At 49.5% G+C, this 12,967-nt stretch carries 11 protein-coding genes and 6 tRNA genes; 3 read left to right on the plus strand and 14 right to left on the minus strand.

All coding sequences use genetic code 11. The features are described from left to right. Positions 1-17: 17 nt before the first annotated feature. The 5 genes from POF51_RS24830 to POF51_RS24850 form a co-directional block, all read right to left on the minus strand. Positions 18-1,436 carry an aldehyde dehydrogenase family protein gene (locus POF51_RS24830; protein ID WP_170831638.1) on the minus strand — a complete coding sequence of 473 codons (1,419 nt, stop codon included), beginning with the start codon at positions 1,434-1,436 and terminating at the stop codon, positions 18-20. Between the two features lie 96 nt (positions 1,437-1,532). After that, a complete protein-coding gene (locus tag POF51_RS24835; RefSeq protein WP_069852428.1) occupies positions 1,533-2,813 on the minus strand; it encodes a peptidase in 1,281 nt (426 codons plus the stop codon). Positions 2,814-2,846: 33 nt separating this feature from the next. Further along, positions 2,847-3,524, minus strand: coding sequence for a 3-oxoacid CoA-transferase subunit B (locus tag POF51_RS24840; RefSeq protein ID WP_069852430.1), 678 nt, complete (start codon positions 3,522-3,524; stop codon positions 2,847-2,849). Then, positions 3,506-4,198: a 3-oxoacid CoA-transferase subunit A gene (locus POF51_RS24845; protein ID WP_069852432.1), complete on the minus strand. Its 693-nt coding sequence runs from the start codon at positions 4,196-4,198 to the stop codon at positions 3,506-3,508. Before POF51_RS24845 ends, POF51_RS24840 begins: the two co-directional genes overlap by 19 nt. Before the next feature lie 16 nt (positions 4,199-4,214). Then, positions 4,215-5,567, minus strand: a complete 1,353-nt coding sequence (locus POF51_RS24850) for an aspartate aminotransferase family protein (RefSeq protein ID WP_069852434.1) — start codon at positions 5,565-5,567, stop codon at positions 4,215-4,217. Between the two features lie 157 nt (positions 5,568-5,724). On the opposite strand from POF51_RS24850, the gene POF51_RS24855 reads away from it, so the two are divergent. Continuing rightward, positions 5,725-7,269: a PucR family transcriptional regulator gene (locus tag POF51_RS24855; protein WP_069852436.1), complete on the plus strand. Its 1,545-nt coding sequence runs from the start codon at positions 5,725-5,727 to the stop codon at positions 7,267-7,269. Between the two features lie 4 nt (positions 7,270-7,273). On the opposite strand, the gene ablB is transcribed toward POF51_RS24855, so the two are convergent. Next, on the minus strand, positions 7,274-8,128 hold the full coding sequence (gene ablB, locus POF51_RS24860) for a putative beta-lysine N-acetyltransferase (RefSeq protein ID WP_069852438.1): 855 nt from the start codon (positions 8,126-8,128) through the stop codon (positions 7,274-7,276). An 82-nt stretch (positions 8,129-8,210) separates the two neighbouring features. Here ablB and POF51_RS32220 point away from each other — a divergent pair, with 82 nt between their 5' ends. Together POF51_RS32220 and POF51_RS24865 are read left to right on the plus strand one after the other, a co-directional pair. Continuing rightward, the gene (locus POF51_RS32220; RefSeq protein ID WP_158265784.1) at positions 8,211-8,390 is read left to right on the plus strand and encodes a YjcZ family sporulation protein; all 180 of its coding nucleotides are present in this window, start codon (positions 8,211-8,213) and stop codon (positions 8,388-8,390) included. A gap of 96 nt (positions 8,391-8,486) precedes the next feature. Then, positions 8,487-9,215, plus strand: coding sequence for a glycerophosphodiester phosphodiesterase (locus POF51_RS24865; protein ID WP_083261745.1), 729 nt, complete (start codon positions 8,487-8,489; stop codon positions 9,213-9,215). Positions 9,216-9,262: 47 nt separating this feature from the next. On the opposite strand, the gene POF51_RS24870 is transcribed toward POF51_RS24865, so the two are convergent. From POF51_RS24870 to POF51_RS24905, 8 genes are all read right to left on the minus strand, one after another. Further along, complete coding sequence (locus POF51_RS24870) at positions 9,263-10,231, minus strand: TIGR01212 family radical SAM protein (protein ID WP_069852441.1); 969 nt, start codon at positions 10,229-10,231, stop codon at positions 9,263-9,265. Positions 10,232-10,406: 175 nt separating this feature from the next. Then, positions 10,407-11,645, minus strand: coding sequence for a glycosyltransferase family 2 protein (locus POF51_RS24875; RefSeq protein WP_007724131.1), 1,239 nt, complete (start codon positions 11,643-11,645; stop codon positions 10,407-10,409). Positions 11,646-11,943: 298 nt separating this feature from the next. Beyond that, positions 11,944-12,028, minus strand: a tRNA-Leu gene (locus POF51_RS24880). A 473-nt stretch (positions 12,029-12,501) separates the two neighbouring features. Beyond that, positions 12,502-12,578, minus strand: a tRNA-Arg gene (locus tag POF51_RS24885). Positions 12,579-12,583: 5 nt separating this feature from the next. Beyond that, positions 12,584-12,657: transfer RNA gene (locus POF51_RS24890), tRNA-Cys, on the minus strand. A gap of 9 nt (positions 12,658-12,666) precedes the next feature. After that, positions 12,667-12,742 (minus strand) — tRNA-His (locus POF51_RS24895). Between the two features lie 17 nt (positions 12,743-12,759). Continuing rightward, positions 12,760-12,836: transfer RNA gene (locus POF51_RS24900), tRNA-Met, on the minus strand. Between the two features lie 10 nt (positions 12,837-12,846). Then, positions 12,847-12,937, minus strand: a tRNA-Ser gene (locus POF51_RS24905). Positions 12,938-12,967: the final 30 nt, after the last annotated feature.

Here is a 12,967-nt window from a genome sequence, read left to right on the forward strand (position 1 = left end):
CCCTGTATCCATTTCCTTTATCGTTTGATGGCAACGAGTTTCAATTCCGTCATTTCTTCTATTGCGTATTTGACCCCTTCCCGACCAAGTCCGCTTTCCTTTACGCCACCGTAGGGCATATGGTCCACGCGAAAAGTCGGAATATCATTTACCATCACACCGCCCACGCGCAGCTCTTCTGCCGCTTCCAGAGCCAACGACAGATTGTTGGTATAGACACCAGCCTGTAATCCATAGCGCGAATCATTGACGAACGTAATGCCTTGCCGGACAGACTCCACTGGATTAATCAGAACGACAGGACCAAATACTTCCTGACAAGAAACTTTTGCATCTGCCGGAACACCCGTCAACACCGTAGGTTGGAGCATCCGATCCACGATCTGTCCCCCACACTCCAAACGTGCCCCCTGCTGGAGCGCCTCATGAATCCACTCCATCGCACGTTCTGTTTCGCGTGGATTGATCATAGCGGAATAGTCCGCGTCCTCAGAGAGCGAATCACCACCGCGAAGTGCTCGTGTTTGTTCAACAAACTGTTGGACGAAATCATGATAGATCTCTTTGACCACATAAATTCTTTGCACAGAGATACATACCTGCCCAGAATAGGCGAAGGCGCCAAAAACGCATCGGGGTATCACATCATCGAGTTGCACATCGCGATCAACGATCACTGCCGAATTCGATCCCAGCTCGAGCGTGACTCTTTTCATGCCCGCTCGATTGCGTATATCCATCCCAACACTTGGGCTCCCTGTAAACGTCACCGCCCTGACTCTCGGGTCAGACACGATTTTATCGCCAACACTCGCACCACTGCCTGTGATCACATTTAGGGCTCCTGCAGGCACACCAGCTTGCTCTGCGAGCTCTGCGAGAAACAATGCGCTAAGCGGTGTCTGCGATGCAGGCTTAAGAACAACAGTATTACCAGCAGCGAGAGCAGGTCCGACCTTATGGGCGACGAGATTCATGGGAAAATTAAAGGGTGTAATGGCCCCGATGACTCCCAGTGGTTCACGCACGGTGTAAGCCAGGCGCCCCTCTCCGCCGATAGCTGCATCGATTGGTACAGTTTCTCCATGGAGGCGTTTGGCTTCCTCTGCCGCAAACTTATACGTCTGAATGGTTCGAATCACTTCACCGCGGGCTGTTTTAATTGGTTTTCCCGCTTCTATTGCGATGATCCGTGCCGCTTCCTCCAAACGTTCATTCATCAAAATTGAGATTTTTTCAAGCAGGAAGGAGCGTTGATAGGCAGGAAGACGCCGCATGACGGCTGTAGCTTCGTGGGCCGCAGCAATTGCTTTTTCAACCAATGATGAGTCTGCTTGCGAAATTTGTGCAATCTCTTGACCCGTACATGGAGAGAATAGCGGTGCATGAGCAGTGGCTGGCACCCACTCTCCCCCGATAAAGCACGTTTTTTTCATTGGTATCCCCACTCTCATTGATTGGAGTTCACCTCCAAACATTCTCCCTCATGCGCGTGCCTTCCTGTCTTGATTTTGAAATATTTGGATATCTTTTTACTCTTTCACACTTTTAGCTACACCGCACCATTCCAGTAACGTAAGCGCAAAGATCTCTGCACAACGGAATACCTCATCCAAAACGATGTATTCATTCGGGTAGTGTGCAACCTGTGTGACTCCAGGTCCGACAACAATCGCTGGGGTATTAGCCAAAGCCGTCAACAAACCGCCATCTGTTCCCCAAGGCGATGCTTCCACAATGGCACGATCTCCTGTCACAGCTTCAAACTGTGCTTGCAGAATTTCCATCAACGAATGATCTAGCTCCACTGCTCCCGGAACCCAACGAGCTCCGAACCACTCCAGCTCGACGGGCTGTTCTGCAAACCACGGGTCGATCTCAGCCAGCTTTTTGAGTGCTGCTGCCATTTCGGCTTTGGCATTGTCCATCTGCTCTCCTGGGGCAACCCCCATCCTTCCTTCCAGCTTGACGAGGTCAGCTACAGACGAAGGCCACTTGCCACCCTCAATCACCCCCAGATTAATCGGGATCGGAATGGGCAGCTTGGCGTAGAGCGGATCGTCGAGTCGATCATTTCGCTCTTTTTCCAATTGACCAATTGCTTGAACGACGAGCATGCTCTTTTCGATGGCGCTGACTCCCTCGTAGCGGGTCCCTCCGTGAGCAGAACGCCCTTTGACGGTCAATCTGAACCACATGGAGCCTTGCTGCTTCGGGAAAATTTTCATATTGGTCGGCTCTGGAATCAGGGCAGCATCCGCTTTGTACCCGCGAATGATGGTCGCCAATGTTCCAGCACCGCCGCTTTCTTCTTCTACGACGCTCTGAAAAATGACATCGCCTTTCAATTGCACACCCAACTTCTGTAGAACCTGGATCGCCAACAGTGAAGATAAGTTTCCACCCTTCATGTCTGTTGCTCCACGTCCGTAAAGCTTGCCGTCCACAACCTTCCCGCTAAACGGGTCATCGCTCCACTGTGCCAGATCGCCCTCAGGCACTACATCCACGTGTCCGTTTAGAATGATGGAACGCCCATCTCCTTGACCCTTCCACACACCGACGACATTCGGGCTGCCTTCAAACGTCGTGCGCGGGGAGACAAAATACGGATGTGACACCAGCTCCTCGCCTTCCATGACCCATAAGTCAACGTCCAGCCCCATCTGCCCCAAAAGCTCTGCAATGCTTTGCTGGATGGATTGCTCTTCGCCTTGTACGCTCGGGCTTTTTACCCATTGCTGTAGCAGTTGAACAGCCGCCTCGCGATCTTTTTCCAATTGCTCCCGAATAAGCACCTGCCAGTTTGCCATGTTTTTCCCCCGTTCCATGGTTTTTGTCTTTGCTTAGCGGAAAACGCCAACCTCTCCGTCCATCTTGAGCTCGGCTTCCGTTGCTCCAATCACGTCAGCGACACTGTAAGGATACATGACTTCTCGCAGATACAACCCATCTGGCATGACCTCCATTACTGCCATATCCGTGATGATCAAATCCGCTGCTTTTGTCGCGGTTAACGGCAATGAACATTCCCGAACGATTTTCGAACGTCCGTTTTTATCCAGATGCGTGGTCACAACCATGACCTTCTTGGCCTTTTGTGCCAGCTCCATAGCTCCTCCCATGCCTGGGACGCGTTTGCCTGGAACGATCCAGTTGGCAATGTCACCATTTTGGCTTACTTCCAGGACTCCTAAAATCGTCATGTCCAACAGTCCACGACGGATGATGGCAAAAGCAGTCGCACTGTCAAAAAAGGATGCCCCTGTGGCGAGCGTGACAGGAAAACCGCCCGCATTGCATAGCATGGCGTTCTCCTCGCCTTTCGCAGGGCTTGGTCCTGTACCGAGAATGCCGTTCTCCGCGTGAAACATGACCCGCTTGTCAGCTGGGATAAAATCCGCAACCAATGTCGGAATGCCGATTCCCAGATTAATAATCATGCCGTCTTCTACTTCCAACGCTGCGCGGCGGGCAATTCGTTCACGATAGCTCTCTGTTTCTTTTACTTCTCCCATGCCCATTGCCAGTTCACCCCTTCACTTTGGACAATAAAGTTCACGAAAACGCCCGGGGTGACGATTTCTTCCGGGTCGATCATGCCTACCTCTACAATCTCATCCGCTTCCACGATAGTAATGTCGCCCGCCATCGCCACTAACGGATTGAAATTGCGTGCACTTGTATCAAACACCAAATTGCCAAAGCGATCCGCTTTTTTCGCATGTACGATAGCCACTTCGGCAGTAAGCGGTGTCTCCAACAGGTATTCCTTTCCATCCAGAACGACCTTCTGCTTCCCTTTTTCCGCGATCGTCCCGATACCGACATCCGATAGAATGCCTCCCAGACCGACTCCACCTGCCCGTACACGCTCTGCAAGTATCCCCTGCGGGCAGAACTCTACTTCCAGGTCTCCAGCCGTCATTTGGGCCCCTGCGTTCGGATTTGAGCCAATGTGTGAAGCAATGACTTTTTTAACGCGCTTTTCGGTCACCAGCTTGCCGATTCCGATATGCGGGAAAGCAGTATCGTTACTGATCAACGTCAGATCACGAACGCCCCTATCCAAAATCCCCTGAATCAACGTAGGCGGGTTCCCTACCCCACCGAAGCCCCCTGCCAACAGCGTCATCCCATCGTGAAAATGGGTGAGCGCTTCGGACAGGGAGACGACCTTTTCAAATCGGTTTGTCATTCTCGTTCCTCCTCCTCTATCCGATCAGTGCCTTGTCTTGGAGCTCTTGCTGAACAGCTACCACCGCTTCTTTCAGCAGAGATATCAGCTCATCGATTTGCTCCGTAGTAATGGTCAGTGGAGGTGAGATGATGACAGCATCTCCTGCCACCCCTTCGATTCCGCCCATTGCCGGATAAATAAGCAAGCCTTTTTCAAATGCTTTTTCAATGACCTTCCCGCCTACCCCTTGAGAAAGTGCAAACGGCTCTTTTGTCTGCTTGTTTTTCACTAATTCCAGCGCGCACAGCATGCCCAGACCACGTGCATCTCCGATCAACGGGAGCTCGTCAGCCAGTTCTTTTAGGCGGGTAAGCAGATAGGCACCTTGTTCTGCTGCTTTGTCGACTAGCTGATGCTTCTCCACATATTCGAGGACAGCCAGAGAAACAGCAGCAGATTGTGGATTGGCGCTATACGTATGTCCTGCCATAATCGAGCCGCTGCCTTTTGTAATGGTCTCAATGATTTCGTCCGAGACAATCGTAGCAGCCATTGGCGTATAACCGGCACTCATCCCTTTACCCAATGCCATCAGGTCAGGTACGACGTCCCAATGGTCGATCCCAAACGCTTTCCCCGTGCGACCTACCCCTGTCATCACTTCGTCTGCGATAAACAGAACCTCATACTTGTCGCAAATCTCGCGAATGCGTTGGAAGTAACCATTTGGCGGCACAACAGCCCCACCAGAAGCGCCGATGACAGGCTCAGCGATGAATGCCGCTACTTGCTCAGGTCCGACGCGCAAAATCGCGGTCTCCAGCTCGTTTGCACACGCAAGCGCATACGCTTCGAGGGACATGTCTTCTGGTTTACGATACGGATATGGTCCTGTGATCGCCGGATAGTCAGCCAATAATGAGGTGAACCGCTTTCTGCGCAAGACATGTCCAGACATCGAAAGTGCACCCATTGTAATCCCGTGATAGCTCATCCAGCGGGAGATAATCCGATTTTTCGTTGGTCTTCCTTTTTCCTGCCAGTACTGAATCGCGATTTTTTGTGCAGTCTCTGTTGCTTCCGAACCGCTGCTGACAAAAAATGTCCAGTTCAGTGAGCCTGGTGCCCACTCACCCAGCTTTGCAGCCAGTTTCTCCACAGCATCGCTGCTAAAATGCGAGCGGTATACGAAGGAAACCTCCTTGGCTTGCGCATACATCGCCTCAGCCACTTCTTCTACACCGTGACCAATGCTTGCCGTCACCGCTCCACTGGAACCGTCGATGTAACGATTCCCTTCTCTATCGTAAAGATAGATGCCTTTTCCGTGAGAAATTACCGGATACTCTTTGCCCAATTCAGGCTTGATTACATAGCTTTTCGTCATTTTCGTCGCCACCTCGCTTATTCTCTACCTCTATCCTAGCTGAGCAGCACGCAAGAGCCATCCTACGTGCTGGCAAAAAAAACATGGCAAAGAGACAAAATCTTTTGTACATTTTGTATAAGAGAACCTTTACCGAGGCTTTTGGAGGAGATGCCTGATGACCATCACGATAAAAGAAGCACTACAACTGCCGGACATGGTTCACACCAGGCTGATCGCAGGAGCAGGCGGACTGGACAATCCGATTCGTTGGGTGACTATTGTCGAGGTGCTGGAGGATACGAGTCGCTTGCAGGAAGGCGAATTTTTGATTACAACCGGCTTTGGGCTGGCTGAAAACATGGAAAAGCTCGCTTCTTTTATTCCTTCGTTGGCGAAGCAAAAGCTGAGTGGCGTTGCGATTCATACGGGCTTTTACTTACGAGAAATTCCCGAGACGTTTTTGACTTTGGCGGATCACTATCAACTTCCATTGATTGAAATTCCCACGGAGATAAACTTTTCGATCATCACCAAAGCTATCTTGCAGCCGATCATGAATCGGCAATTTGAGACGCTGGCCTATTCCTCGGCGATTCACAATCGAATGATTGACGCTGCCCTGTCCAAAGGAGGCCTTCCCGCCATCGCTGGCGAGCTCGCTACACTTACCGGAGGCGTCGTGTCGCTCATCGATGCATTAGGCTTCGAAGTCACACAGCATGGCAGCTCGGGAGCACTGCCGCATGAGCAGTCCCAGGAAATCTCGCATCGTGTACCGATTCGCGCCAATCGCGAGCATTTTGGCACGTTAACCTTAACGAAGCCCGAGCACACCTGGAAAGAGCTCGATGACGTTGCTCTACAGCATGCCTCTACCTTATGTGCACTCGAATATGTAAAGGAAAGGGCAGTAGCCGCAACGGAATGGCGGTTAAAAGGGGATTTTGTGGAGGAGTTGCTAAACGGGCAGCAGATGACCCATACGGAGCTGGAGAGTCGTTGTCGCATGCTGGGGTACCCGCTTGCTGGACATCATCTCTGTGTCGCTGTTCGCGTAGAGGTAGCCGATCAGACGCTGCTTGGAGACATGCATCAAAGTGTCATTACATTGATGCGGCGGCTTAGCGACCGTCATCAGCGCTCTTATTTGCTACGCGAGCGTCCACATTGCCTCTTATTTATTTTGCCGGATGATCAGACGAGCCTGCGCTTGTTGGAACAGCTCACTTCCCGCTGGAGAGGACTGCACCCTTCTCTTGACCTACAGATCGCCTTGAGCAATCCCTGTGAGCAATTGCCAAACGTCGTCAGTGCCTCCGAAGAAGCGATGTTTGCTCTCCAAGCGTATCCGCTGTTGGCCCAATCCCCGCAAATTTTGCGATACCGGGATATGCAGGGCTATCAGTTTTTATTTCCGTACCATCGTGAAAAAGATAGCTTGCTCCGCCTGTGGAATCCATTGCTAGAGCCATTAATTCGCTATGATACGAAATACAATCAACAGCTTCTCGAAACACTTGAAGTGTATTTGGCCCAAAATGGAAACGGTCTACAGACCTCGCAAGCCTTGTATATCCATCGACATACGCTCAAGTACCGGTTGACCCAGATTGAAGAAAAAACAGGCTACCGCCTGGAGGATGCTCATCAACGCTGGCAGCTTCAGTTGGCCCTGATGGCCCGTCGTCTGCAACAGCAGTTGTATCCTACAAACAGGTAGCCTGTTATTCCCTCGTCGGACGAAGTGGCTTTACCCATATATTCATGTCTTCATATCCTGAAAAAATCGTGCAATTGTTAATCAACCGTCCGCGGTAAGCATAGCCCATTTTGGCAGCCGTCACATTCATTCCTGCAGATTGCGCCCGGGTCAAGGTGTATAAAAAGTAAATCCCCGCCTCCTCCATCCTTTGTTCCAGCGCGATAAACAACGGTTGGAGGAGACCTTTCCCCGCATGGTCTGGATCGGTCGCGCAATCCGTCATTTCCGCTGAACCAAATCGTTCGGATACTTCAGCTGACGCAGCACATGCAATCTTGCCGTCAAATTCAACGACATAATAGATGGTGCCTTCTTGCATGGTTTTGAGAATGTAGGACGGATCGTTCATCGGTGTAGGATACGTCGCGAATACCAATCCATACAAAAAAGCCAATTCCTTCGTGTCTGCCTCATTTGCTTCACGCAGGTGGTATCCCTCGGGTAATGTTTTCTCTATCGTCCCCCCCGCTCGTGACAAGCTCAACGTAAGAATTTCCTCGGCAAGTTTTGCTGCACCAGAGGTGGCCCGCTCTTTTGTCAGATAGCAGGTGAGCATCTGTGCGTTTTCCCCTTGAAAAAAACCATCGATGGTTCCCTCCAGCTCGTAACCAAGGGATTCCCATTGTGAAACATCTTGTTTCTTCCCGTACACAATCACTTTTGTTGCCTCTGACTCTTCGGCCAGCTCCTTCATGACCCGATCCCACTGCTCGATTTGTGATGGTTCATATACGTGCAGCTTTACCCGGCGATTTTGTCGATCAATGATCAGGTCTCCAGCGTCCTGTGCGCCTACAACATTTATCACGGTCTTCATCCTCCCCTACAGTACTCCTCCTCTCATTGTAGCAAAACAAGTAAAGCCGTCATCTGCCAATCTGTATAAAAAAGCGTTCCTCATGCACAAAAAAACACAAGGTGGGCATTCTGTTGGGTCATATTTACTCGTTCTTCATACCATAAAAGTAGATGCTTCATGTGCGAGAAGGAGGGTGTTTTTTGTGAGCTGCAATAACAATTTTGCCCTGATCCTTGTCCTCTTTGTCCTTTTGGTCATCGTACTCGTCGTAATCGGATAGACTTCTGGAGATGCCTCTCATGTCAGGTCGTATCGAGGGGCCTTTTACATATCATGGTAATAGGGAATCACACGCTCGAGAAGGGAGGAAGCCCTCGTGCCCCCACTTATCTATGCCCATCGTGGCGCTTCCGGCCTGTTTCCGGAAAATACGATGGGATCGTTTCAAGCAGCCGTCCGACGAAAAGCCAATGGGATCGAATTGGACGTCCAGCTCAGCAGTGATAATAAGCTGGTTGTCATTCATGACCATAGCCTGGAACGCACGACCAATGGTTCCGGTATGGTGCGCCAATACACATTGCGTGAACTGCGTCAGCTACGTGCGGATAAAGACTCGTCTATGCGAGTACCAAAAGCCCACATCCCAACCTTGCAGGAGGTATTCCAGACGTTTGTCGACACACCACTGCGCTTCATCATCGAGCTGAAAAATTTCTTCCTCGATCAACCTCACTTAGAGGAGCTCGTCATCGAACAAATCAGACGTTATCAGCTAACGGAGCGAACCATCATTTCAGCGTTTAACTTCGACAGCCTTTTACGAATTAAGCAATTGGATGCCACGCAAAGGACGGGACTTTTATACGTTGGACCACTCGTCAAGCCCTGGGAAGTAGCCAGCAGCTATCGAGCTGATCAATTGCACGTCCCTTATGATCAATTGACGGAAGACTTGGTCAAACAAGCAAAGGAGCATCATTTTGAAGTATTGAGCTGGACGGTGAACAGTGGTCGGCAAATTCAACGAGCCATTGACTGTGGTGTAGATGGTCTGATCACCAATTACCCGAAGCGTGCGAGAAATCTGATTCGCAATTTATAAAAAAGAAAGGGAGCCCTTAAAAAGGCTCCCTTTTTGTTGCTGCATCCTCACGTACGTGGCACGAAAAACTTTCCTTGCCAGCTATTCCGCGCTTTCAGTTCTGCATCAATGCCATTCAGAACTTCCCACTTTTTGCGACTCCACATCGGTCCAATCAAGAGATCAGGTGGGCCGTCCCCAGTGATTCGATGGACGATCATCTCTGGAGGTAAAATTTCCAATGTATCCACAACGAGCTTTGTGTACTCTTCCTGTGACAGGAATTCCAAAAGACCTGCTTCATATTGCTTCACCATCGGCGTTTTACGCAGCAGATGCAACAGGTGTATCTTGATCCCCTGCACATCGAGATGTGCCACAGCATCTGCCGTCTGCATCATCTCTTCTTGGCTCTCTCCTGGCAATCCGTAGATGATATGTGAGCATACACGGATGTTGTGCTTGCGCAATCTCTCTACAGCATCCACGTAGCATTGATAATCGTGTGCTCGATTAATTAACTGGGCTGTGTGCTCATGGACTGTCTGTAGACCGAGCTCCACCCACAAATATGTGCGCTCATTCAATTCAGCCAAATACTCCACAACATCGTCAGGCAGGCAGTCAGGACGTGTGGCAATGGAGAGTCCAACTACACCTTCTTGTTGGAGGATGACTTCGTACATCTCCCGCAGCTCCTCTACAGGTGCATACGTATTCGTGTACGCTTGGAAGAAGCCCAAATACTTGGCTTGCGGCCATTTCTCATGCATGCGATTTTTCACATCATGAAACTGTCTTTCCAGGTCCATTCTGCGATCACCAGCAAAATCTCCAGATCCTCTCGCACTGCAAAACGTGCAGCCGCCTGTCGCTACTTTCCCATCCCGATTCGGACAACTAAAACCGCCATCCAATGGAACCTTGAAAATCTTTTCGTGAAAAGTTCCTCTTAAATGATTATTCCATGTATGGTATCGTTTATCGCCCCACAACAATGGGACGTCGTTGTTGTGAATATCTGTCGCGAGCTTCATTGCTGTTTTCCTCCTATGGGCACCGCTACGTCTGGCGCTGGTGCCTTAATCCCGTTGGACAACGCTACTTGCTTGATCACGTCATTATACCAAATTCGGCAACGGTCTCGCTACTTTAAGATAATAGGAAAACCACAGGTGAATATTCCCCCTGTGGTTTTGCTTGTTTACGTCACTATTGCTGGATCTCCTCAATACGAATCGCGCGTGTGTGAGAGGTGTGACTCCACTCTTGGTTTTTCTTCGTAAAGAACGCGTAAAACATAATCGGAAGCCAGGTCAGGAAAAAGAATGGTAGTAAGAGGAGCCCGAAATACCCCTTCCACGGAACTTTATCCAAATAGAGGGCCAAGATCGGCAACAGGTAGAACACGGCAGTAGAACCGTATACCAGCCATGTAGGCAAGATCGTGGATACTGTTGTCAGCGTACCGATATCAAAAAATCTTGCCAAGAACAATACCGACATCATCGTCACCATCAGCACATACATCGGTTGGAAGAGGTAGAAGGCTGCATCAAGCATTCCCAGCTTTCTTGACTTCAAACCATTAAACAAGACAGCGCGGATGTAGCGTCCTGCCACATCGTAGTGCCCTTGCATCCAACGCAAACGCTGGCGCATCGACGATTTTAAATCAATCGGTTTTTCATCCCAGACCTTGGTGTCATGTGCCCATGTCGGGTAAATACCGCGTTCAATACAACGTGTTGCAAATTCCAGGTCTTCCGTGAGACTGGTTGCTCCCCAGCCCATTTCTTTGAGCAGGTTGCTCTCAATGCACAAGCCAGTTCCGCCCAAAGTGTTCGGCAGTCCCAAATTGTGACGAGCCAACTGCCACATACGGTTTGTAAACCAGTAGGTAACCGCATAGGACAGCGTAATCCAGGAATCAAACGGGTTCTTGGAGTCGAGGTAGCCTTGAATTACACGCGCCCCTTTGGAGAGACGGTCATTCATTACTTTCAGGAAGTTTTTCTCAACTAAGTTGTCAGCATCAAACATGACGACAGCGTCATACTGCTTAGGTCTTGCCCAGAGGTTCTCCAGCATCCATTCGATGCCGTAGCCTTTCCCACGCTTGGATGTGTCAAAACGCTCACATGCAATTGCACCATGCGCCCGACTAATTTCTGCCGTGTTATCTGTACAGTTGTCGCAAATGACGAAGATGTCGTACATTTCACGTGGATAGTCGAGTTTCTTCAGGTTTTCAATAAGCGGAGCAATTACGGCGCTCTCATTGTGAGCTGCCACGAGCACAGCAAACGTCTTTTGCGGCTCTGTTGTTACTTGCTCTTTTTTGCGGAACAGGCCTGCACAAGAAACCAGTGTTTGGTATGTGCCGATTACACCCACCGCAGACGTAAATCCGATGAATAATCCCTCAATGATCTCTCTAATTACACTCATGGGTTCTTCTCCTCGACCTAAACCAGATTGGGTCTGATCTGAATTTAGGTAGTGTTGTTTTTCCAACATTTCTCTATTGTTTTTCTCTCAATTGGCAGTTTACATCAAATGCGATTCATAAGCAATGACCCAAAAGTGGGAAAAAATAAGGCACTGCTATCACCTTTCCCACCTTTTTCTCTTTCTATTCGACAGTGCTTGGCAGTTGGCAGAAAAAAAAGCCCTTGTCGAAAAAGGCTCCATTTATTTAGAAAAATACAAACGCTCGTTTCCATTTCTTCCTGATTGCTTTCGGGATTGGTGCGGTCGGCGAGACTCGAACTCGCACGGGTCGCCCCGCCACCCCCTCAAGATGGTGTGTCTGCCAATTCCACCACGACCGCCTATAAACGCTGATTTTACTCGTGTTTTTCTGTTGACACGAAGTACGTTTTTGAGTATACACAATCAATTTTCGCAAGTCAATATCGTTTTCGACTTGATGGAGCCCATATTTTTCCTGTCAAACTATCTTTTTTATTGCTCAGTCTTCTAGTAGATACGTTTGTCGAAAAAGAAAGTTACATGTCGCAAAAATTTTGAAAGAATGCAAACGCTTCTCTACAAAAATATCATTGTTTCGTCACATTTTCCGAATAGAAAAGGAGCCATATTCTGTGATTTTTTTACATAATTTATGACAAATCAGACAAAATATTTCCAATTTTGGATGAAAGTTTTTTAACTTTTTTTTGAAATAGGCCATTTGTCTCATCACATGCTTCTGTTAGTATCCTGAAAGACACTTTATATCTTCTACAAAAAAACCTCCTGCGGACGCCACAACGTCCTAAGGAGGCTATCTTTTGAAAAGGCGTGGCGTCCCAGGAGAGATTCGAACTCCCGACCGACGGCTTAGAAGGCCGTTGCTCTATCCTGCTGAGCTACTGGGACTAAAATGGAGGGAGTACCCGGATTTGAACCGGGGATAAGGGTTTTGCAGACCCGTGCCTTACCCCTTGGCTATACTCCCATGTTGTTATGGGGCGATCGATGGGACTTGAACCCACGAGTGCCGGAGCCACAATCCGGTGCGTTAACCCCTTCGCCACGACCGCCATATTTTTATGTAGTTTGGTAGCGGTGGAGGGAATCGAACCCCCGACCTTTCGGGTATGAACCGAACGCTCTAACCAGCTGAGCTACGCCGCCAAAATAAAAATGGCGGAGAGTGAGGGATTCGAACCCTCGCTACGCTTGCGCATACTAACGGTTTAGCAAACCGTCCCCTTCGGCCTCTTGGGTAACTCTCCGTGATTATATGCACCTTCAAAACTAGATAT

This window comes from Brevibacillus sp. AG (assembly GCF_028369215.1).
Lineage (GTDB): Bacteria > Bacillota > Bacilli > Brevibacillales > Brevibacillaceae > Brevibacillus > Brevibacillus porteri.